The organism is Micromonospora sp. DT44, from assembly GCF_049841635.1.
In the GTDB taxonomy this organism is placed as follows: Bacteria; Actinomycetota; Actinomycetes; order Mycobacteriales; family Micromonosporaceae; genus Micromonospora.
Map to the genome: position 1 here is coordinate 1 of NZ_JBNCKS010000063.1, position 20877 is coordinate 20877.

The following is a 20877-nucleotide window of genomic DNA, read 5'->3' on the forward strand; positions in this document are numbered from 1 at the left end:
CTATACCGGAGCTCCGCTGCCTCGTCTCCACGACACGCTTGACGGCCTACCGAAACGCCTAACTGAACGGCGTTGGGACTAGTACGCCGCTCCAACCTTCTGGGGTACGCGGAGCGTTACCAGGGCGGCACATTCCTCAGTGGAGAAATCCACTCGACGACTGGCGGTGACCCTCTTGCGCAGGCTGCTCTCTCTTCTCGTCGTCCCCCTGGTGGCGGCGGCAACTCTCGCCACGGTCGGCCCGGCCGGGAACGCCCACCCGAGGACCTCGTTCCCGTCCCGGATCGCCCTGCCCGACGGGTACTCCCCCGAAGGGCTGACGATCGGCCGGGGCACCACCGTCTACGTGGGCTCGGTCGGCAACGGGGCCGTCTGGCGGGGCGACCTCCGTACCGGACACGGTTCGGTGTTCATCGCGGGCGCGCCGGGGCGGCAGAAGGCCGGTCTCAAGCTCGACCCGCAGGGCCGGCTGTGGACCGCCGACTTCTCGGCCGGCACGGCGAGCGTCTACGACGGCGCGACCGGCGGGCAACTGGCCAACTACCGGTTCACCGACGAGCCGGGCAGCATCGTCAACGACCTCGTGGTCACCCGGCACGCCGTCTACTTCACCGACTCGGCCCGGCCGGTGCTGTACGTCGTACCGCTGCTTCCGGGTGGTCGGCTGCCCGCCGCCACCGCCGCCCGGGTACTGCCGCTCACCGGCCCGGCCGCCACTCCCGACGCATTCAACAACGGGATCGTGGCGCTTCCCGACGGGGACCTGCTGGTCGACCAGATGTTGACCGGTCGGCTGGTCCGCGTCGACGCGCGCACCGGCGCCAGCCAGGTCGTCGACCTCGGCGGCTACTCGGTGGACCGGGCGGACGGGCTGGTGCTGCGCGGTCGCACCCTCTACGTGATCCGGAACCTGAGCAACGTCGTCGCGGTCGTCGAGCTGAACGCCGATGGCACCGCCGGGGTGGTCCGGCGGGAGATCACCAGCCCGGCGCTGCGGTCGCCGGCCACCGGCGACCTGCTCGGCTCGGCGCTCTATGTGGTCAACGGCCGGTTCGACGTCGAGCCCGGCCCGACCGTCGACTACGACGTCGTACGCCTGCCCGCCTGATCGGACGGTCGGCGGTGGCCCCGGCGGGGTCGCCGCCGACCTTCAGTCCGTGGGCAGGAGCGGGCCGCCGCCGGAACCGACCTGTTTCAGGGTGCCGCCGACGGCGTCGCCACCGGAAACCAGCGTCACTCGTCCTCCCCCCGGAGGCGGCGCACCACGGGCCGTCGCGCCGGCTCCGACCCGCGCCGGACGGGCGGCCGCGGCCGCTGCGGCTCCTCGGGGGGCTGTGCGCGACGGGCCCGCTCAGGAGCACGGCGGCGGGGTGCGGGCGGCGGCTCCTCGTCGACCTCGTCCGCGTACCCCTCGTCGTAGCCGTCCTCGTACGCCTCGTACTCCTCCTCGTACTCCGGCTCGGCCGGTCGCCGTGGTGGGCGCTGGCGCAGTCGCCCGGCGGGCCGACGGCGCGGCTGCTCCTCGTCGTACTCCTCGTCCTCCGGCTCGTTCGGTGCGCGGCCGCCGCGTTCCTGCTGCTCCTGCTCCTCGCGCAGGCCGGTCTCGTGGTCCTTGACCACCTGGGAGTCGCGAATCTCGCCGCGCCAGCCCTGCACCTGGTCCGGGTCGGGTGCCACCTCGGTCATCACGTGCCGGACGAAGTGCTTCAACTCCAGCCGTACGCGCCGACCCTGGGCCCGCCACAGGTTGCCGGTGTGCTCGAAGAGGCCCTGCGGGTGGTATTCGAGGACCACCAGGATGCGGGTCAGGTCCGGGGTCAGCTCGTGGAAGCTGACGGTGCCGTCGACCGACCCCTTCTCGCCCTTGGACCGCCAGTGGATGAGCTTGTCCGGCACCTGGCGGACGATCGTCGACTCCCAGGTCCGGTGCGACCAGAAGACCTGCGCCTTCCAGGTCATCTTCTCGGGCTCGTCGTTGTCGGCCTGCTCGACCTTCTTCATGAAGCTCGGGAAGTCGCCGAACTGCGTCCACTGGTTGTACGCGGCCCGCACCGGGACACCGACCTCGATCGTCTCGACGATGTTGGTGACCTTGTTCTTGCCGCCCTTACCGCCCTTACCGCTCGCACGGCCGAGAGCCGACATCATCTTCTCCTTACCGCCGGCCACCCCGGCGTGCAGCATCGCCTTCACCGGTGAGCCCCCCTCGGCCAGCTTCTGGGCTCCGGTGGCGGCGGCGATCAGGCCGGGTCCACCGCCCTGGCGCGCGTAGTCGCTCAGGCGGCCGGTCGCGCCGGTGATCCGCTCCGTCACCACGCTCATCGCGCGGTCGCCGATCGCACCGGCCAGGTTGCGCACCTCGTCAGCCAACTGGCCGCGGATCTTGTCGCCGAGGCCGCCCGGGTTGGTGTTTCCCGCCATGGTCACCGCCCCCGCCGTTGCCCGGCCGACGCGTCGTCCCGACCGCTCGCCGTCGCTCGATCGCGGTCGCCGCCCCGGTCGCGGTCGCCGCCCTGGTCGCGGTCGCCGCCCTGGTCGCCGTTACCGCCCTGGTCGCCGTTGCCGCCCTGGTCGCCGCCGGGGTTTCCCGCGCGGCGGCGCAGCGCGGCGGCGGAACCGCGCAGCCGGCCGGTGAGCGCGTCGACACCGCTGCCGGCGGCGGCGGTCGCGGCGGAACGGCCGGCGTTGACCAGCGGCCCTCCGAGTCGGCTGAGGTTTCTCAACTGTGGGGACGACTGGAGCAGGTTGCCACCCCGCTTCAGCAGACCGCCCGGGTCGCGGCTCGCCCGGCCGGCTGCCACGGCGGCCGCCAGGGTCAGCGCCGTACGCAGTTTGCGACGACGGCCCAGCAGGTAGCCGAAGCCCACCGCCAGCCCAATTCGTGTTCCGGTCTTCATCAGGTCTCCCTCGCTCCCCGGTGGGTCCGGGACGTCTGCCCGCTCAGGGCGGAGGAGGGCTACCGGGGAATAGCGCGCACCACGCCCTCGATCAGAAGTCCCGCATTTGCCGACCCGGCGGGCAGTACCCGACGTAATTGCTGCGAAACCGTCGATAGAAATTCCGTCTGCCCTGGTCAGCGGGTATTCGGAGGAGGGTTGCCAGACGGTGCAGACGGTACAGGAGGGCGGTTCTGAGCAGTGCGATCGCCAGACGCGCGAAAGACGGAAACGACCGTCAGAGAGCCGGGGGCGTCGAATCCAGGCAGATTTCGGCGTGCACCTTTCCACCATCTGAGCGCAGTTTCGCACCGCATTTCTCGAGGATGGCGAGCGCGCCGGCATTGTCCGGCGTTGTCTCCGCGACGACGGCACGCATTCCCGCGCGGGCGGCGACGTTGAGCAACTCACGTAGGGCGGCCGCGCCGATGCCCTGGCCCCGCGCCGAGAGACCGAGCCACATGCCGGTCTCCACCGTGCCCGGTTCATCACAGCGCGTCATCCGGATCATGCCCACCACCTCGCCGCCGACGAGGATCGCGTACATCTGGGAGCCGGTCGGGCCGTCCAGGCCGGCGAAGCTCGCCCGGTGGAACTCGCGAAAGGCCTCCCGGCGGGCGAGCGACCAGCCGGCGGGAGCCTCCACCGGAGGCATCACCTCACCCGGCTCGGCCTCGGCGGCCGCTACGGAGAGCAACGGCTCCAGATTCCGCTCGTCCACCGGCTCCAGCCGGACCGCACTCGCCACGTGCCGCAGTCTGCCGGCCCCATCGGCCGAAGTCCACCCCATTGGGCAGCGGATGGCGGTCCGGCCACGGGTACCGGCCGGTCGGGCGGTTCGCGTGTTTCTCCTCACGCTCCGTCGTCATTTGGCCTATGGCCCGAACTCGCAGAACACCACCGAGGCGTCGTCGGTGGACTTGTGCCGGCGGAGCCGATCGGGGTGATCGCGCTCGGCGTCCCGCACCCGGCCGAGCAGAGCGGCGGGACCTTCCGCGCTCAGCAGGTCGAGCAGTCCGACCCAGTCGGTCAGCCCGAACTGCTCGACCGCGCTGGACGCGCCGTCACTGAGCAACGCCGCCCGGCGCAGGGCCGCCGAACCTCGCCGGGGCGCCGTCCCGGTCACCGCGTGAAACGCCGCGTCCGGGTCGGCCGCCGCGACCCAGTACCCGTGCGTACGGTTCATCCGCTCCCGCTGGACGCCCACCGCGTGCCGGAAGCGCGCGACCGGGTCCGACGCGCCCGCCGGCACGGTGGCGAGGGTCTGCCGCAGCTCGGCCATCGCGTTGCCCAGCCGGTCGTCGGTCACCACACTGACCTGGCCGTCCACATCGAGCACCAGCGGACTGTCGCAGAGCACCAGGTAGTCGACCTGGTCACCGCAGTCGCGCAGCAGGCAGACGGTGCTGGACGGGGTGCCGGGGTGGTCGAGGTCGCACTGCCCGCCGTGGTCGGCGCGGACGGCGAGAATGGCCGCGGCCAGGTTACTGGTCAGGCGGGCCGCCGGGCGGGCCGCCTCCGCCACCGCGAGCCGGGCGGCCAGGTGTCGGACGTACCACTCCGGGCCGTGGACGCAGCCCGTGTCGAAGCCGTCCGGGACGGTGGCGCCGTCCAGGACACCGACCAGCGGACCGAAGTGGAAGACCACGTCCTCGTTCACGGGCCGACCAGGGGCCGGCGCGGACGCGGAACGTACCCGCATCATCGACGCCGGCCCCGGCATATCAGCGCTGCCGTAGCTGGTCGGCGGCCGCATGCGCCTGCCCCTGCACCTGACCGGTGGCCGAGCGGCCCTGGTCGCGTACGGCGGACATCCCCTGCTGGGCGCTGGAGCGCACCGACTGGGCCGCCTGCTGCGCGGGCTCCCGCAGGTTGTCCTGGACCTGGTGCCCGACCTGGCTCGCCTGCTGGCGCAGCTCGCCCGAGTGCTCGCTCACCATGTCCCTCGCGCGGCCGGCGAGCTGACGTTCGCGCCCGCTCGGCGGAATCAGCGAGGCGGCCAGCAGGCCGGCGCCGAAGGCGACCAGTCCGGCGGCCAGTGGATTGCCCTGCGCCTGCGCGCGCGACTGCTGCCCGAGCGAACGGGTCTCGTCGCGTACGGAGCCTGCGGCGTGCGACATCCGCTGGCTGGCATCCTGCCCCAGGTGATTGGAGCTGCCCATCATCTTCTCCTTCGCTCGGGTGAGCGCGCCGCGCGCCTGGCCGACGCTGTCACCGGCGATCCGACGCGGGTTGACCTTGTCGGCCAGGGCGTCGACGTCACTGCTCAACTCGTTGCGGGTGGTCTCGATCTCCCACCGGATCCGATCCGGATCACTCATCGTCCGCTCTCCCTACCGACTCGGTCACCGGCCCCGCAGGGCGTCCGGCAACTCCCGGGCGGTCTGCTTCGTTCGGGGCAGCACCTCGCGTGCCCGCTTCAGCTGGGTCCGCGCGTTGAGGAACAGGCCACCGGCGACAGCGGCCCAGACGACCGCCACGATCAACGCCGCCCAGCCCTGGTCCATCACGTTGGACAGCCCCCACCAGGCGGCGTACGACACGAAGAGCACGGCCAGGAACCCGGCCAGCCCCGCACCGCCGAACATGCCGCCGGCCTTGCCCGCCTGGCTGACCTCCTCGCGCAGCTCAGCCTTGGCCAGCTCGACCTCCTTGCGCACCAGGGTCGAGAGGTCCCGGGTCACGTCGCCCAGCAGGTCGCCGACCGATGCCTGGGTGCGCTCCTTCTCCGGGGCACTCACGGCGCCACCCCGCCGGGCACGTCCGGCTGCGGACGACCCGCGGGCGAGACGTTCTGCGCCCGCGCCGCCCCCACGTACGGCTGCTGACCGTCCTGGTCAGGTGCGCTCGCTGGGGTGCTCGGCATGCCGCCGCCGCCGCCTCCGCCAGCGCCGTTGCCGTTGCCGGAGGCCGAGCCGGTCAGGCCACGGGTGAGCCGCCCGACGAGAAGTCCGGCCACCGCCGCGCCCGCCAGGAAGGTGCCCGGGTGACGCCGCGCGTACGTACGCACGTCGTCGAGCACCTCGCCGGGTTCGCGCTCGTCGAGCCACCCGGCGGCGTGTTGGGCGGCGTCGGCCACGCGGCGTACCGCCTGACCGGCCAGCCCGGAATCACCGTCGCGCTCGGCCATCGACCCTAGTTCGCGGCCGATGTCGCGCAGCCCGTCGGCGGCACGTCGCTGCTGCGTCTGCGCCTGTTCCCGAAGTTGTCCACCGGCCTGGCCGGTCAACTGGCGGGCCTGCCGACGTGCCTCGGCGGCCACCTGCCCGCCCTGCTCGGCGGCAGCGTGGGCCACCTGCCCGCCGGCCTGCGTGGCCTGGTGGCCGACGCGGGACGCTTCCTGGCGAGCCTGCTGCGCACTGCTGCTCTGATTCGTTGCCGTCATGCTCCGCTCCCCTCCTGGGTGCTCGGTCGCCTGGCGACCCCGGAACTGCTGTCGCCTACCCGTGGGCCCGGCCGACATGCGAGCCGGCGGGCGGGACGACCGGGAGACACCGTCGGAAGGCGGGCAACGGCCTGCGCCGGAGGCGAAGCGGACGGCAGCGTCAGCAGTGGTCGGACCAGACAGAACGGTCAGCGGCGGCGGTTGCGGGCGCGCGACGAGCGCAGCCGGCGGAGCCGGCCGATCAGCACGGGATCGGCGGCGAGCGCCGCCGGATTGTCCAGGAGGCCGTTGAGCAGTTGGTAGTAGCGGGTCGAGGAGACGCCGAAGGTGTCCCGCACGGCCTGTTCCTTGGCGCCGGCATGCCGCCACCACTGCTGCTCGAAGGCGAGGATGGCCCTTTCGCGGGTGGTCAGGCCCGCCGCGGGAGAGGCAGTGGTCGGCTCCGCCGTGTCGTCCAACTCGCCGTCGTCGGTGCTCTCGACGGGCGGTGCCGGTCGCGGGGTCGGCACACTGGGCGCGACACCGCCGGCCGACTCGGCCGGACGAGCGTCGGTGGACGGCTCGGGGGCGGCCGGGGTGGCGTCGGCGGGCATGCCGTTCAGCCTAGTCAGGGCGGGCCGTGGTCGCAGCAGCCGGCGCGGCCGGCCCCGCCCGTCGGAACACCGACGGTCGAAGCCGGCCGCGTCGGGCCGTTGACGTGTCGATCAGGAGATGTCGCGGCGACGCATCGCCCAGATCGCCGCGCCGAGGACCACCACGAGCCCGACCGAGAAGATGGCGGAGGACTGCTGCCAGGTGATGTCCATCGTCTCCGGCTTGCACTCGCCGAAGTAGGTCGCGTTACAGGACTGCCAGTTCTCCAGGGTGACGGTCTTCGTCATCCAGGCCAGCGCGTACGTGGGCAGCAGCCACGCCTCGGCGAACTTGACGCTCGCCATCGACAGCAGGATGCCGAGGCCGAACTGGCCGACAACCATCAGCGCCACGACGCCGCCGAGGGCCATCGCGGTGTGCCGGCCCAGCGAGGCCAGCGCGAAGCCGATGGTGGTGATCACCAGCACCAGCGCCACGCCGCGCAGCCCGGTCAGGGCGAACGACTGCCAGGCGCCCGAGGTCATCTTCTCGGTGCTGCCCCGGAAGCTGGCGACGGCCCAGAAGCCGGCGAACCACAGCACCGCGGCGGGCAGCGTCACCGCCAGGATGCCGGTGAGCAGCGCGGCCAGCTTGGTGAACAGTACGGTGAGCCGCTTCGGCCGCCAGAGCAGCAGGTTCATCATGCCGCCGGTGCTCCACTCGGCTCCGATGAAGGACGCCCCGATCACGAACCCGACCAGGGCGAGGATCGCCGCGAACGGGACCAGTGTCTCGTCGAACGTCTTGCGGAAGTTGAACGTCGACGGCAGGAACCACTCCGCCTTGATCTCCTCGCGCGGCGGCGGCGTGATCACCGAACAGTCGTCGGGGTAGCGGCCGTCGCTCGAGGTGCCGGCCTTCTTGGCCTGCTCGCAGTTGACCCGCTCCTGCTCGCTCCAGCGGACCTGCTCCTGGTACTGCTGGTCGGCCTGCCGTTCGGCCTTGGCAAGCTGACCGGCGTCGATCTTCTGGTTGGTGAAGAACACGCCGACCACCACGGCGGCCAGCACCAGCAGGCCGAGCAGCGTCATGTAGCGGGTGAAGCGCCGCTTGACCAGCCGGCGCAGCTCCGTCCGATAGAGGCTCACGCGCCCCACCCTCCTCCGGCGGCGCCGGGCTGACCCGTCCCACCGACCTTCATGGACTCGTCGACCTGCCGGTGCTGGCCGGGGACCGGCGCGGTGGCGGTCAGTTCGAGGAAGACACTCTCCAGGTCGACCGCGATCGGGGCCAACTCGCTGACGTACAGGTTCTGCTCGGCGAGCAGCCGGGTCACCGATGCCGGCTTGTCGACGCCGGTCAGCATGAGGTGATCCGGATGCCCGGTGACCCGGATGCCGGCCCGGGTGAGGGCCTCGGTGGCCGTCGGCAGGTCAGTGACCGCCTCCAGGCGTACCCGGACCGCGCTGGACGAGTGCTGGGCGAGCACCTCGTCGACCGGGCCGAAGGCGACCCGTCGGCCGAGCGAGATGATGGTGACGGAGTCGCAGATGAGCTGGATCTCGCCCAGGATGTGGCTGGACAGCAGCACCGTCATCCCGGACTCGGCGAGGTTGCGCATCAGCGTGCGCATCTCCCGGATGCCGCCCGGGTCGAGGCCGTTGGCCGGCTCGTCGAGGATCAGCAGCGTCGGGTTCTTCAGCAGGGCGGACGCGACGGCGAGCCGCTGCTTCATGCCCAGCGAGTACGTCTTGACCCGCTCGCCGGACCGGTCGCGCAGCCCGACGAGCTCCAGGACCTCGTCGACCCGTGTGGCGGGCACCTCGCCCGCCCCGGCCAGCAGGGACAGCGTGTCCCGTGCGCTGAAGTGCGGGAAGAACTGCGGGCTCTCGACGATCGCGCCGACCTGACCGGAGACGGTGGGCAGCGCGGCGGGCACCTCGTGCCCGAGCAGCGTCATCCGTCCGCCGTTGGGCCGGATCAGGCCGAGAAGCGTACGCAGCGTGGTGGTCTTGCCGGACCCGTTGGGACCCAGGAAGCCATGCACCTGCCCCGCTTCGACCTGCATGTCGAAGCCGTCGAGCGCGTTGCGGGTGCCGCGTCGACGACTCTTGTACGTCTTACGTAGACCTTCGATCTCCAGGACAGCTGGCAAGCTGCACCTCCCCCGATAGTGGGCGTGACAGCCGACACCATACGCGGTATGCAGCGGTGCGCAATACCCGGTATGCAGTGACACGCCGGTCGATGCATTTCATCGACGGAGCGTGACCGTTCAGGCGCAGACGACCTGCACGCCGGCCGCCCGGAAGGCGTCCACCACCTCGGGCGCGGCCCCGGAGTCGGTCACCAGCGTCTCGACCCGCTCGACCGGGCAGATCCGGGCGAAGGCGTGACCGCCAAGCTTGGACGAGTCCGCGATGATCACGACCCGCTTGGCGCGAGCGACCATCAGGTTGTTCATGGCCGCCTCTCCCTCGTGGTGGGCGGCGGCGCCGAGCTGCGGATCGATCGCGTCCACGCCGAGCAGGGCGACGTCCAGGGTGACCTCCCGCAGCAACGCGCCGCCGAGCGGGCCGACCAGCTCAAACGACTTCGGACGCACCACCCCGCCGGCCACGACCACCTTCATCCGGGACCGCACGAGAAGCTCGTTGGCGATGTTCAGCGCGTTGGTCACCACGGTGAGCTGGGCGCCCTCGGCACTGGTGTTGAGGTCCGGCCGGACGGCCAGCGCCCGGGCAACCTCCGTGCTGGTGGTGCCGCCGTTGAGGCCGACCACGGTTCCGGGCGTGACGAGCGCCGCGGCGGCGGCGCCGATCCGCTGTTTCTCGGCCGAGTGCTTGGCCGTCTTGTAGCGCAGCGGCAGGTCGTACGAGACACCGTTGGCGACCGCGCCACCCCGGGTTCTGGTGATCATCTGCTGCTGGGCGAGCTGGTCGAAGTCACGCCGGATGGTCGCCTGGGAGACGTCCAGCCGCTCGGCGGCCGCCTCGACGCTGACCCGACCGTTGTCGGTCAACATCTCCAGCAGGGCGTTCCATCTGGCGTACCGGTCCACCTCGGGGGCCCTCCCAGTAACTGCACGCTCGGTGATTGATTGCGTGCACACTAGTGCGCGAAACTAGGCTGGCGCAAAAGGCTGGCCTGCGCGCTCGGCCGGCCAGTTGCCACGACCACCCCGGTTCGCGCAGAATAACGCGCGAAATACGGCCCTTACGAGCCGTATTGCGCAGACAGGTCGGCCCTGCGAGGAGTTACTCATGGCGTACGTGGACGCGGAGATCGCGAGCCAACCCGACTGTTGGCGGGAGGCCGCGTCGCTGTCCGACGCCGTACGTGACGACCTTCCGCGCCCCGGCGAGCGGATCGCCGTCGTCGGTTGCGGAACGTCGTGGTTCATGGCCATGGCGTACCTGGCCGCCGCCGCGGTGACCATGGCCTTCGCCGACGAGCGCGCCGAGGTGGCGGTGCGTTCCCCGCTGCCGATCGACCCCGGCGCCGCCTTCGTGCACAGCCGCACGCACGGTTGGCGCACGGTGCTCGGGAGCTGGTCGGCCGGTCCTACCCCGGTCGACCCGATGGCCGACCTGATCCTGGCGCAGCGGTTCGCGGTCGCCCTGGCGACCAGCCGTGGCCTCGACCCGGACGCGCCGCGACACCTGTCCCGGTCAGTGGTACTGGCGTGAGCGGTGCCGGGCGCGACGACCGGGTGGTCGTGGCGTTGGACGTAGGCGGCACCGGCATGAAGTGCGCCCTGGTCCGTCCGGACGGCGTGGCGGTACGCACCGAACGACACCCCACCGACGCCGCGCGCGGGCCGGCCGCCGTGGTCGACACCATCCTCGGTGTCGCCGAAGGGCTGGCCGCCAAGGCCCGCGCCGACAGTCTCACTCCGGTCGCCATCGGCATCGCGGTCCCCGGGGTGGTGGACGAGGCGCGCGGGGTGGCGGTGTGGTCGGCGAACGTGGGCTTCCGGGACGTACCGCTGCGGGACCTGGCGGTGCGACGGCTCGGGCTGCCCACCGCGCTCGGCCACGACGTGCGCGTCGGTGGTCTCGCCGAGGCCCGGCTCGGGGCCGGACGTGGCGCCGACCACGTGCTCTTCGTGGCGATCGGCACCGGCATCGCCGCCGCGCACGTCGTCGGCGGCCTGGCCGCCGTCGGCGCGCACGGCGCGGCCGGCGAGATCGGCCACATCATGGTCCGACCCGGCGGCCCCCGGTGCGGATGCGGGCGGCCCGGCTGCCTGGAGGCGGTCGCGTCGGCGTCCGCGATCGGCCGGCGCTACGCGGAGCTGGCCGACGGCCGGCCCGACGCCTCGGTGACGGCTGCCGCCGTGGCCGAACGGGCGTTGGCCGGCGAACCGCTCGCCGCCGAGGTCTGGCGTTCGGCCGTCGAGGCGCTCGCCGACGGCCTGGCCACCGGGCAGGCACTGTTCGACGTGACGACGATCGTGCTCGGCGGCGGTCTCGCCCAGGCGGGCGACCTGCTGCTCGTCCCCCTCCGGGCGGCGCTGCACGAGCGGATGACCTTCCACCGTGAGCCGCAGCTCGTCGCGGCCGCCCTCGGCGACGAGGCCGGCCGCCTGGGAGCCGCCCTGCTCGCGCTGGACACCCTGACCGCCGACCGCGCTTGACCAACAGGAGGAACGATGACCGAACGGGTGAACGGCCGAGTGGTGACCCCGACCGGTGTCATCCGGCAGGGCTGCGTCGAGTGGGACGGTGAACGGATCACCGCGGTGGCCGAGTATCCGTCGGTTCGCGACGGGCACTGGATCCTGCCGGGCTTCGTCGACATGCACACGCACGGCGGCGGCGGGCACACCTTCACCACCGGGGACGCCGACCAGGCCCGAGCGGCGGCCGCCTTCCACCTGGGACACGGCACCACCACGCTGCTGGCCAGCCTGGTCAGCGCGCCCTTCGCGATGATGCGCTCGGCCGCCGAGGCGTTCGCGCCGCTGGTCGACGAGGGTGTGCTGGCGGGGGTCCACTTCGAGGGCCCATACCTCTCCACCGCCCGCTGCGGCGCGCAGAACCCCGAGTACCTCCGGGACCCTTCCACGGACGAGCTGTCCGAGCTGATCGAGCTGGGCCACGGCGCGGTCCGGATGGTCACCCTCGCCCCGGAGCGCGACGGCGCGCTGGAGGCGATCAAGCTGCTCACCGCGCAGCGCGTGGTGGCCGCCGTGGGTCACACCGACGCCACCTACGAGCAGACCCGGGCCGCGATCGCCGCCGGGGCGAGCGTGGGTACGCACCTGTTCAACGGCATGCGTCCGGTGCACCACCGCGAACCGGGCCCGGTGGTGGCCCTGCTCGACGCGTCCACCGTGGTCTGTGAACTGGTCGCCGACGGCGTGCACCTGCACGACGGCATGCTGGCCTTCACCACCACGACCGCCGGCCCCGACCGGGCCGCGCTGATCACCGACGCGATGGCCGCCGCCGGGATGGCCGACGGCGAGTACGAGCTGGGCGGGCAGGCGGTGACCGTGGCCGGCGGGGTGGCCCGGCTCGCCCGCGACGGCGCGATCGCCGGCAGCACGCTGACCATGGACGCGGCGCTGCGGCACGCCGTGCACGCCGGCATCCCGATGGCCGACGCGGCCCGGATGGCGGCGACCACCCCGGCCCGCGCGATCGGCCTGGGCGACCGCGTCGGCGCCCTTCAGGTTGGTCTCCGCTCCGACCTGGTCGTGCTCGACGACGACCTCAACGTGGTACGGGTGCTGCGCGGCGGTTCCTGGGTGGAGTGACGCAACCCGCTGGGCTCCCGCGCCGCCCCGACCCACCTACTGACATTCGGAGCCTTTGGAGCTGAGTCGTTCACGACATCGGCCGACAGCCGAGGACCCGACGCGACGCGGTCGACGGGGTCGGCCACGACGAGCCGATTCGCTTACGACATCAGCTCCAAAGGTGGCGAGCACCAGTACCGCAGCGGGAACGAGGGAGCGGACCGGCCGTCGCCGTCCCGGCACACGCGCGCGTCGACGGCCCGTCAGCCGAGGGCGGGGACGTCGACGCCGAGGATGGCCTGTTCGTCGGGGCGGTGCACCAGCACGTCGGACAGGTACGACTGGACCGCGTGGCGCATCCCCACGTCCCGGCCGGCCTGCTCGGAGAGCAGCCACTTGTGCTCGATGATCTGCGCGAACAGCTCCTGCGGCTCCAGCTTGCGCCGTAGGTGGGCGGGCACGGCCCGGACCACCGGCTCGAAGACCTCGGTGAGCCAGCGGTGCGCCGCCTGCTGCTCGTCGGTCAGATCGCTCTCCGCGCGGTAGGCGTCCAGGTCGTTGAGCAGCTTGCGGGCCTGGTTCTCCTCGGCGTCGAGACCGGTCAGCCGCAGCAGCCGCCGGGTGTGGTAGCCGGCGTCGACGACCTTCGGCCGGACCAGGTAACGCCCGTCCGCGGCGCTCGACATGGCCACCTCGGCCACGTCGAATCCCAGGTCGTTGAGGCGACGGATCCGTCCCTCGATGTCGTGCCGCGCCTGCCGCTCGATCGCCTGCTCGTAGGTGATCTCGTGCCACAGCCGCTCGTAGCGCTGCACAACCTCCTCGCAGACCACCTCCGGGTCGATGGACTCGTGCAGCAGGCCGGCGGCCTGCAGGTCCAACGCCTCCCCGAAGATGTTCACCCGGGCGATCTCCAGGTCCTCGCTGCGCTGCCCGTTGGAGAGCGAATTGTGCAGCGCACCCGTCTCCGCGTCGACCAGGTAGGCGGCGAAGGCCCCCGCGTCCCGGCGGAACAGCGTGTTCGACAGCGAGCAGTCTCCCCAGAAGAAGCCGGTCAGGTGCATCCGCACGATCAGCGCCGCGAGCGCGTCGAGCAGCCGGCTCATCGTCTCCGGCCGCAGGGTGTGCGAGAAGAGCGCCCGGTACGGCAGCGAGAACTGGAGGTGCCGGGTGATCAGCACCGATTCGAGGGGCTCCCCGTCGTCGGCCTGCCGGTCGGCGACGACCGCCACCGCCTCAACCGAGGGAAAGTCGATCCGCTCCAACGCCCGCAGCAGGTCGTACTCCCGCTCGGCGATCCGCTCGCGGGTCTCCTTGAAGGCGTACACGTAGTCGCCCAACCGGACGAACCGGACAATGTGTCGGGAGATGCCCTGCGGCAGGGCCACCAGATGTTGGGCAGGCCACTCTTCCAGCGGAGTCGACCAGGGCAGGTCGAGCAGCGCCGGGTCGACGAGGGCAGACGTGATCCGCACGGGACAAGCATGACGGGTAACCCCCGCCTCCGCCGCACATCGTGGTTGGGCCCACAGCGCCGCACATCCCGGTCTCGCGCCGGGCCGGTAGCGTGGTCGCGTGCTCAAACCCACGGGTGTACGACGTGACCTGCGGCTTCGGCCCGTCCGCCCGGCCGGCTGGTGGTTCGACGCCCTCCTGCTGGCCGGTTTCGGGGCGGTGACCCTGGCGCTGGCGAACGGGGCGCTGCTCGGGCTGGACCTCGCGGTCCGCGAATGGGCATACGCCCATCACCCGGCGCCGATCTACTGGACGGCGCGGGTGTTGAACTTCCTCGGCCAGGGCGGCTGGCTGCTGATGCCGATCGCCGGGGCGCTCGGGCTGGCGGTCGCGTGGCGCTCCCGCACGGTTCGGCCACTGCTGCTGCTGGCGGCGGCGTTCGTGCTGCTGTACCTGACGGTCGGCCCGCTCAAGATCCTGACCGATCGGGCAGCGCCCAGCTCGGACCTGCCGCCGGCTCACTCGGTCCGGATCTTCAACGACCTGCCGCCCACCGAGTACGACCTCTCCTATCCGTCGGGGCACGTCGCCAACGCGATCGTCTGGTATGGGGTGATCGCCGTGCTGCTGACCGCGCTGACGGTCGGGCGACTGCACCCGAGCGTGTACCGCCTGATCCGTTTCGCACCGCCGGCGATCCTGCTGGTCACCACGACATACCTGAACTTCCACTGGCTCACCGACGGCGTCGCGGCACTGCTGCTCGGCCTCTTCCTGGACCGGCTGCTGCACCGGGTGCCGTGGGACGATCTGCCGCTCCCCGGCCGGTTACGTGAGTGGGACCGCCCGTTCACGTCGTACACCTAGGATTTCGGCTCGTGGATCGACTGGCGCGGCGGCTGGGCGTACCCGATGCGGTTGTCATCGGCTTGGGCTCGATGCTCGGCGCGGGTGTCTTCGTGGTCTTCGCCCCGGCCGCGGCGGCGGCCGGCGGCGCCGGCCTGCTGCCCGCGCTGGTACTCGCCGGTTTCGTCGCCTTCTGCAACGCGACCAGCTCCGCGCGGCTGGCGGCCCGTTACCCGGAGTCCGGCGGCACCTACGTCTACGGCCGGGAACGCCTCGGCCCGCTGGCGGGATTCGTGGCGGGCTGGGGGTTCGTGGTTGGCAAGACGGCGAGCTGCGCGGCGATGGCGCTGACCATCGGGGCGTACCTGTGGCCGGGGCAGGCCCGGCTGGTCGCCGTCGGCGCGGTCCTCGCGGTGACCGCCGTGAACCTGCGCGGCATCGGTAGGACGGCCACCGCCACGAAGGCGCTGGTCGCGCTGGTGCTCGCCGTGCTGACCCTCGTCGCGGCCGTCGGTCTGGTGGGCGGGCCGGTGCACCTGGACCGGCTGACCGATACCGGCGGCTCCGCGCGAGGTGTGCTCACCGCCGCCGGGCTGCTGTTCTTCGCCTTCGCCGGGTACGCGCGGATCGCCACGCTCGGCGAGGAGGTGCGCGACCCGGAGCGGACCATCCCCCGGGCGGTGCCGCTGGCGCTCGGGGCGGTGCTGGCGATCTACCTGGTCCTGGCCATGATCACGCTCGGCGTGCTCGGCGCCGACCGGCTGGCCGCGTCCGCAGCGCCCCTGGTCGACGTGGTGACCGCCGCCGGGCTGCCCGGCCTGGCCTGGGTGGTCCGCGCCGGGGCGACCATCGCCGTCGTCGGGGTGCTGTTGTCCCTGGTCGCCGGGGTGGGCCGGACCACGCTCGCGATGGCCCGCCGCCACGACCTGCCCGGCGCGCTGGCCGCCGTGCACCCCGTGCGCCGGGTACCGCACCGCGCCGAGGTGGCGGTGGCCGCCGTGGTGATCGTGGTGGTGCTGCTCGGCGACGTACGGCAGGCGATCGGCTTCTCCAGCTGCACGGTGCTGGTCTACTACGCGATCACCAACGCGGCGGCGCTCACGTTGGGCCGGGACCCGGACCGGCGGTCGCCGGTCCGGGTGCTCGCCGCCCTGGGGCTGGTCGGCTGCCTGCTGCTCGCGGTCAACCTGCCGCTCGGAAGTGTCGTCGCCGGGTTCGGCGTGCTCGCCGTCGGCATCGCCTGGTACGCGCTACGGGCGGGCCACCGGCGGCCCGGTCAGCGGCTCAACCGCCGGTAACGACGCACCGCCAGCGGGGCGAAGGTCGCGATCAGGAGCACCGGCCACAGCACCGCCAACAGCAGGGCATGCTCCGCCGGCCAGGAGTCGCCACCCAGTCCCGGATTGCCGAACAGCTCACGCGTCGCCGCGACGGTGGCCGACAACGGGTTCCACTCCGAGATCGTCCCGATGACCGGCGGCATCAGCTCGGGCGACACGAAGACGTTGGAGATGGCGCTGAGCGGGAACGCGGCCGGAAAGACGATCACGCCGACCGTGTCCGGATTACGGACCAGCAGCGCCAGATAGATCCCGGCCCAGGTGATCGCGACGCGGAGCAGCAGCAGGAGCCCGACGGCGAGCAGGGCCTTGCCGACGCCCTGTCGCCACTGCCACCCGACGAGCAGGCCACAGATCAGCAGGGTGGACATCTCCAGCAGCGCGCGGAGCAGGTCGGCCGCGCTACGACCGGTCATCAGGGCGGACCGGGCCATCGGCATCGACCGGAACCGGTCGACGACACCTCGACTGAGGTCCATTGCCACGCCGGTCGCGGTGGCACCCAGGCCGTACAGCATCGTCATCACGAAGACACCGGGCAGCAGGAACTCGCGATAGTTGCCACCGCCGGCCACCTGCATACCGCTGCCGAACACGTACCCGAAGACCAGCACGAACATGATCGGCAGCGAGAAGTAGAGGATCAGCTCCTCCGGCGCGCGGACCACGTGGATCATGTTCCGCCTGGTCATCGTCCAACCGTCGACCACCGCTGCCGTCATGCCCGGTCCGCCTCTCGTCCCACCCCGACGGGCTCGCGGGCCTCGTCGGTCCGGTGCCCGGTCAGGTACAGGAACGCCTCGTCCAGCGTCGCGCGCCGCAGACCGATGTCCTCGACCGCGATTCCGGCGTCGTCCAACGCGCGCACCACGTCGACCAGCCCGGCGACCCGGTCGGCCACCGGGACGCTGAGCCGCCGGACCTCCGGGTCGACCTCGGGTTCAGCGCCGCAGACCGACGCGATGGCGCGGGCGGCCCGGGCCAGGGCGCCGACGTCGCGGACCACCACCTCGACGCGGTCACCGCCGGTCATCGCCTTCAGCCCGTCCGGCGAGCCCTCGGCCACCACCCGCCCGGCGTCGATCACCGAGACGCGGTCGGCGAGCTGATCGGCCTCCTCCAGGTACTGCGTGGTGAGCAGCACGGTGGTCCCGTCCGCGACCAGGGTGCGAACCAGGTCCCACACCTGGTTGCGGCTGCGCGGATCCAGGCCGGTCGTGGGTTCGTCGAGGAAGAGCACCCGCGGGGTACGGATCAGACTGGCGGCGAGGTCCAGCCGTCGGCGCATCCCGCCCGAGTACTCACCGGCGGAGCGACCCGCCGCGTCCTGCAGCCCGAACCGTTCCAGCAGCTCGTCGGCGCGTTGACGGGCCGCCCGGCGGCCGAGGCGGAACAGCCGTCCGAACAACTCCAGGTTCTGCCGACCGCTGAGGGTCTCGTCGACCGCCGCGTACTGCCCGGTCAGCCCGATCCGGGCGCGCACCTCGTCCGGCTGGCGCAGCACGTCGTACCCGGCCACGCTGGCCCGGCCAGCGTCGAAACGCAGCAGCGTGGCAAGGATCCGTACCGCCGTCGTCTTGCCCGCGCCGTTGGGGCCGAGCAGCCCGTACACGGTGCCGGTCGGGATGGCCAGGTCGAACGAGTCCAGCGCCTGGGTCGGGCCGTACCGCTTGCCCAGCCCTTCGGCGACCACTTCGAATGTCGTCATGCCCCCACGGTGCGGCGGTCCGCTGACGGATCACGCACGGTCCACTGACGGCGGCGCACCAGGCCCGACCTTCTCCGTCTCGATGATCTGTTCCAGCACGAAGATGATCTCCGCCCGGGTGGCTTCGCCGACGTACCAGCCGGTGAGGCCGCCGGTCAACGCCGCTTCGCAGAGTCGTCGCGCCTCGGCCAGATCACCGTTCAGTCGTGCCACCTGGGCGAGGCCGAGCCGGGCGGCGGAGACGAACTCCGGTGCGCCGCTGCGCTGCGCGAGGAGCAGGGCGGCGGCGAAGTCGTCGCGCGCCCCGACGAGGTCACCGGCACGCAGCCTGATCTCGCCCCGGGTACGCAGCATGTCGGCCTGGTCGACGACTGATTCGAGTTCCTCGGCCAGCCGCATGGCCTGGTCCATGTGGGTGCCCGCCGCCTCCGGATCGTCGCGCCGGGCCGCGAGTTCGCCGAGCGCGCCCAGAGTGATCATGGATCCCCAGCGGTCCCCGGCCTGCCGGAAACCGTCGAGCGCGACCTCCAGTTCCGTCCCGGCCTGATCCCACCTCCCACTCCACATCTGCGCCGAGCCGCTCCCCATCGCGCCCAGCGCGTTGATCCACACGTCCGCGCCGACCAGCCGCCGCAGCTCCCGCATCAGCTCTTTCACGTGCTCGGATCCACCGGACGGCGGTCCTGCCGAGATTCCCGACAGATACAGCAGAAACGGTTGGCGCGGCGGCCGGTCGAGACTGCGGATGACGGACCGCTGCGTACCCAGCGAGTCCAGCGGCCCGGATCCGCTGAGCGAGGCGTTGTAGACGCAGAGCGCGTACTCCTCGCGCAGCCCCGGCGGTGCATCGGTGCCGAGTAGTCCGAGGACGTCCGCGGCCAGCCGGGCCCCTTCCCCACGCATGCCCCGCAGCCACCAGTAGAACGACAGCGCCGCGACCATGCCGGCCGCGTCGGCCGCGTCACCGGCCACGGTGGCCCGGCGCAGCGCGGCGTGCAGGTTGTCCCGTTCGGCGTCGAGCCGTCGCAACCAGTGCAGCTGCTCCGAGCGCCGCAGATGCTCGCTGGCGGTCCAGGCGAACTCCAGGAAGTACGCGGTGTGCGCACGACGCAGGTCGTCGGCCTCACCCGCTTCGGCGAGACGCTCGGCGCAGAAGGCACGGACCGTCTCCAACATCCGGTATCGACCACCGGTCATCTCCACGAAGGACTTGTCGACCAGGCCTGTCAGCGCCTCCACGAAGTCCACGCCCGGCAGGTCGCAGACCCGCTCGGCGGCTTCCAGCGTCGTACCGCCGGCGAAGACCGTCAGTCGTCGGGCCAGTCTGCGTTCGGCGTCACCGAGCAGGTCCCAACTCCACTCCACCACGGCCCGGAGGGTGCGGTGTCGCGGCGACGCGGCCCGGCTGCCCATCGACAGCAGCCGGAATCGATCGTCGAGGCGGGCGGCCACCTCGGTGACGGGCAACGCGCGCAGCCGCGCGGCGGCCAGCTCGATCGCCAACGGCAGACCGTCGAGGGTGCGGCAGATCCGCAGCACCGTGCCGAGGTTGGCCGGCGTGACGGCGAAGTCGGGCGAGACGTCCTCGGCCCGTTGGGCGAAGAGACGGACGGCGGCGTAGTCGTGAACGTCCGGCTCCTGCGTGCCGACCGGCGGCAGGGTGAGCCCGGACAGCGGGCACAACGCCTCGCCGGCCAACCCGAGCGGCTCGCGGCTCGTGGCCAGGACACGCAGCCCCGGGCACGCGCCCAGCAACCGGGCGGCCAGCCGGGCGGCGTCGGCGACGACGTGTTCGCAGTTGTCGAGGACCACGAGCAGCCGGCGCTCGGCGAGCGCCTCGACCAGCCGGTCGGTGGGTTGCCGACCCGGCTCGGCCGGGGCGCGCAGGCCCGCGTCGCGCAGGCCGAGCGCGCTCAACACCGCCTGCGGTACGTCCGAACCGTCGGTCAACCCGGCCAGCTCGACGAAGCGGACCTCCCCGTCCAGGCGGCCGGCTGCCTCGATCGCCAACCGGGTCTTGCCCGCTCCCCCGGGACCGATGAGGGTGACCAACCTGCGCTCACCGAGCAGAGCGCCGACGCGGGTGAGTTCCTCGTCCCGCCCGACGAACGTGGTGAGCTGGCTCGGCAGCGCCCGTTGGGTCCACCCGCTCTCCGCACCCCGCAGCACCGCGAGGTGGATCGCGGCCAGCTCCGCCGACGGGTCAGCGCCGAGTTGCTCGGCCAACGTGCTCCGGGCGTCCTCGAACTCGGTCAGCGCCTCCGCCGACCGGCCCAGTGCGGCCAGGGCACGCATGAGCAGCCCCCGTGACCGCTCCCGCAGCGGATGCGCGACGACGAACTCCCGCAGCTCCGCGACCAGCGCGGCCGACGCACCCAACGCCAGGTCCGCGTCGACCCGGTCTTCGATCGCGGCCAGCCGCAGCTCGTCCAGGCGGGCCGCCGGCGCGGGTGCGCCCGGCACATCGGCCAGGGCGGGGCCACGCCACAGCTCCAGCGCCGCACGCAACCCGGCCGCCGCTCGGGCCCAGTCACCGCCGGCGAGCGCGCGCCGCCCGGCCTCGGCCAGTCGCTCGAATTGGTACGCGTCGACATCCTCGCGATCCACGGCGAGGCGGTAGCCGGCCGGGTGGAACTCGACCGGGTTCTGCTCGGCGGGCAGAACCTGACGTAGCCGCGACACCTGGGACTGGAGCGCGTTGGCGGCACCTCGGGGTGGGTGTTCGCCGTACAGGCCGTCGATCAGCCGGTCGGCGGAGACGACGTGTCCCGCGTCGAGCAGAAGGAGCGCCAGCAGCGCGCGCAGGCGAGGGCCGCCCACGGGAATCTCGCGCCCGTCGGCCAGCAGCACCTGGGTCGGCCCCAGGACGCGGAAACGCATGCCATGGA

21 protein-coding genes are annotated in these 20877 nt (G+C 72.3%); 6 read left to right on the plus strand and 15 right to left on the minus strand.

Translation table 11 applies throughout. From position 1 onward, the window contains the following. The first annotated feature begins 166 nt into the window (after positions 1–166). Positions 167–1108 (plus strand): superoxide dismutase, encoded by a 942-nt coding sequence (locus ACLQ25_RS27665; protein WP_425733698.1) that lies wholly within the window; start codon positions 167–169, stop codon positions 1106–1108. Positions 1109–1233: 125 nt separating this feature from the next. Here ACLQ25_RS27665 and ACLQ25_RS27670 read toward each other — a convergent pair whose 3' ends face one another. From ACLQ25_RS27670 to ACLQ25_RS27720, 11 genes are all read right to left on the minus strand, one after another. Further along, positions 1234–2421, minus strand: a complete 1188-nt coding sequence (locus tag ACLQ25_RS27670; RefSeq protein ID WP_425733729.1) for an SRPBCC family protein — start codon at positions 2419–2421, stop codon at positions 1234–1236. 2 nt (positions 2422–2423) lie between these two features. Then, positions 2424–2897, minus strand: coding sequence for a hypothetical protein (locus ACLQ25_RS27675; RefSeq protein WP_425733699.1), 474 nt, complete (start codon positions 2895–2897; stop codon positions 2424–2426). A gap of 277 nt (positions 2898–3174) precedes the next feature. Further along, positions 3175–3684, minus strand: coding sequence for a GNAT family N-acetyltransferase (locus tag ACLQ25_RS27680; RefSeq protein ID WP_425733700.1), 510 nt, complete (start codon positions 3682–3684; stop codon positions 3175–3177). Between the two features lie 126 nt (positions 3685–3810). Continuing rightward, positions 3811–4596 (minus strand): hypothetical protein, encoded by a 786-nt coding sequence (locus tag ACLQ25_RS27685; RefSeq protein ID WP_425733701.1) that lies wholly within the window; start codon positions 4594–4596, stop codon positions 3811–3813. Positions 4597–4660: 64 nt separating this feature from the next. Further along, positions 4661–5257 (minus strand): DUF3618 domain-containing protein, encoded by a 597-nt coding sequence (locus tag ACLQ25_RS27690; protein ID WP_425733702.1) that lies wholly within the window; start codon positions 5255–5257, stop codon positions 4661–4663. Between the two features lie 24 nt (positions 5258–5281). Next, positions 5282–5677: a phage holin family protein gene (locus ACLQ25_RS27695; RefSeq protein WP_425733703.1), complete on the minus strand. Its 396-nt coding sequence runs from the start codon at positions 5675–5677 to the stop codon at positions 5282–5284. Beyond that, the gene (locus ACLQ25_RS27700) at positions 5674–6321 is read right to left on the minus strand and encodes a hypothetical protein (protein ID WP_425733704.1); all 648 of its coding nucleotides are present in this window, start codon (positions 6319–6321) and stop codon (positions 5674–5676) included. The genes ACLQ25_RS27695 and ACLQ25_RS27700 overlap by 4 nt, the downstream gene beginning before the upstream one ends. A 188-nt stretch (positions 6322–6509) precedes the next feature. Next, positions 6510–6914 carry a DUF3263 domain-containing protein gene (locus tag ACLQ25_RS27705; protein ID WP_425733705.1) on the minus strand — a complete coding sequence of 135 codons (405 nt, stop codon included), beginning with the start codon at positions 6912–6914 and terminating at the stop codon, positions 6510–6512. Between the two features lie 111 nt (positions 6915–7025). After that, positions 7026–8042 (minus strand): ABC transporter permease subunit, encoded by a 1017-nt coding sequence (locus tag ACLQ25_RS27710; RefSeq protein ID WP_425733706.1) that lies wholly within the window; start codon positions 8040–8042, stop codon positions 7026–7028. Beyond that, a complete protein-coding gene (locus tag ACLQ25_RS27715) occupies positions 8039–9049 on the minus strand; it encodes an ATP-binding cassette domain-containing protein (RefSeq protein WP_425733707.1) in 1011 nt (336 codons plus the stop codon). The genes ACLQ25_RS27710 and ACLQ25_RS27715 overlap by 4 nt, the downstream gene beginning before the upstream one ends. A 120-nt stretch (positions 9050–9169) precedes the next feature. Beyond that, entirely contained in the window at positions 9170–9955 is a 786-nt protein-coding gene (locus ACLQ25_RS27720) for a DeoR/GlpR family DNA-binding transcription regulator (protein WP_053654382.1), read from the minus strand. 202 nt (positions 9956–10157) lie between these two features. Here ACLQ25_RS27720 and ACLQ25_RS27725 point away from each other — a divergent pair, with 202 nt between their 5' ends. Genes ACLQ25_RS27725 through nagA form a run of 3 tightly spaced genes read left to right on the plus strand, consistent with a single transcriptional unit; the run spans position 10158 to position 12658 of the window. Beyond that, on the plus strand, positions 10158–10583 hold the full coding sequence (locus ACLQ25_RS27725; RefSeq protein WP_425733708.1) for a hypothetical protein: 426 nt from the start codon (positions 10158–10160) through the stop codon (positions 10581–10583). Continuing rightward, entirely contained in the window at positions 10580–11533 is a 954-nt protein-coding gene (locus ACLQ25_RS27730) for an ROK family protein (protein ID WP_425733709.1), read from the plus strand. Before ACLQ25_RS27725 ends, ACLQ25_RS27730 begins: the two co-directional genes overlap by 4 nt. Positions 11534–11548: 15 nt before the next feature. Next, the gene (nagA, locus tag ACLQ25_RS27735; protein WP_425733710.1) at positions 11549–12658 is read left to right on the plus strand and encodes an N-acetylglucosamine-6-phosphate deacetylase; all 1110 of its coding nucleotides are present in this window, start codon (positions 11549–11551) and stop codon (positions 12656–12658) included. Between the two features lie 245 nt (positions 12659–12903). Here nagA and ACLQ25_RS27740 read toward each other — a convergent pair whose 3' ends face one another. Further along, a complete protein-coding gene (locus ACLQ25_RS27740) occupies positions 12904–14115 on the minus strand; it encodes a DUF4032 domain-containing protein (RefSeq protein ID WP_425733711.1) in 1212 nt (403 codons plus the stop codon). 100 nt (positions 14116–14215) lie between these two features. Here ACLQ25_RS27740 and ACLQ25_RS27745 point away from each other — a divergent pair, with 100 nt between their 5' ends. Then, positions 14216–14962 (plus strand): phosphatase PAP2 family protein, encoded by a 747-nt coding sequence (locus ACLQ25_RS27745; protein ID WP_425733712.1) that lies wholly within the window; start codon positions 14216–14218, stop codon positions 14960–14962. 11 nt (positions 14963–14973) lie between these two features. Next, positions 14974–16239: an APC family permease gene (locus ACLQ25_RS27750; protein ID WP_425733713.1), complete on the plus strand. Its 1266-nt coding sequence runs from the start codon at positions 14974–14976 to the stop codon at positions 16237–16239. Here ACLQ25_RS27750 and ACLQ25_RS27755 read toward each other — a convergent pair. From ACLQ25_RS27755 to ACLQ25_RS27765, 3 genes are read right to left on the minus strand one after another with little or no spacing between them, the layout of a single operon-like run. Further along, positions 16218–16973, minus strand: a complete 756-nt coding sequence (locus ACLQ25_RS27755) for an ABC transporter permease (protein WP_425733714.1) — start codon at positions 16971–16973, stop codon at positions 16218–16220. The genes ACLQ25_RS27750 and ACLQ25_RS27755 overlap by 22 nt on opposite strands. A gap of 26 nt (positions 16974–16999) precedes the next feature. After that, positions 17000–17989, minus strand: coding sequence for an ATP-binding cassette domain-containing protein (locus tag ACLQ25_RS27760; protein ID WP_425733715.1), 990 nt, complete (start codon positions 17987–17989; stop codon positions 17000–17002). Positions 17990–18019: 30 nt separating this feature from the next. After that, on the minus strand, positions 18020–20869 hold the full coding sequence (locus ACLQ25_RS27765) for a BTAD domain-containing putative transcriptional regulator (RefSeq protein ID WP_425733716.1): 2850 nt from the start codon (positions 20867–20869) through the stop codon (positions 18020–18022). Positions 20870–20877: the final 8 nt, after the last annotated feature.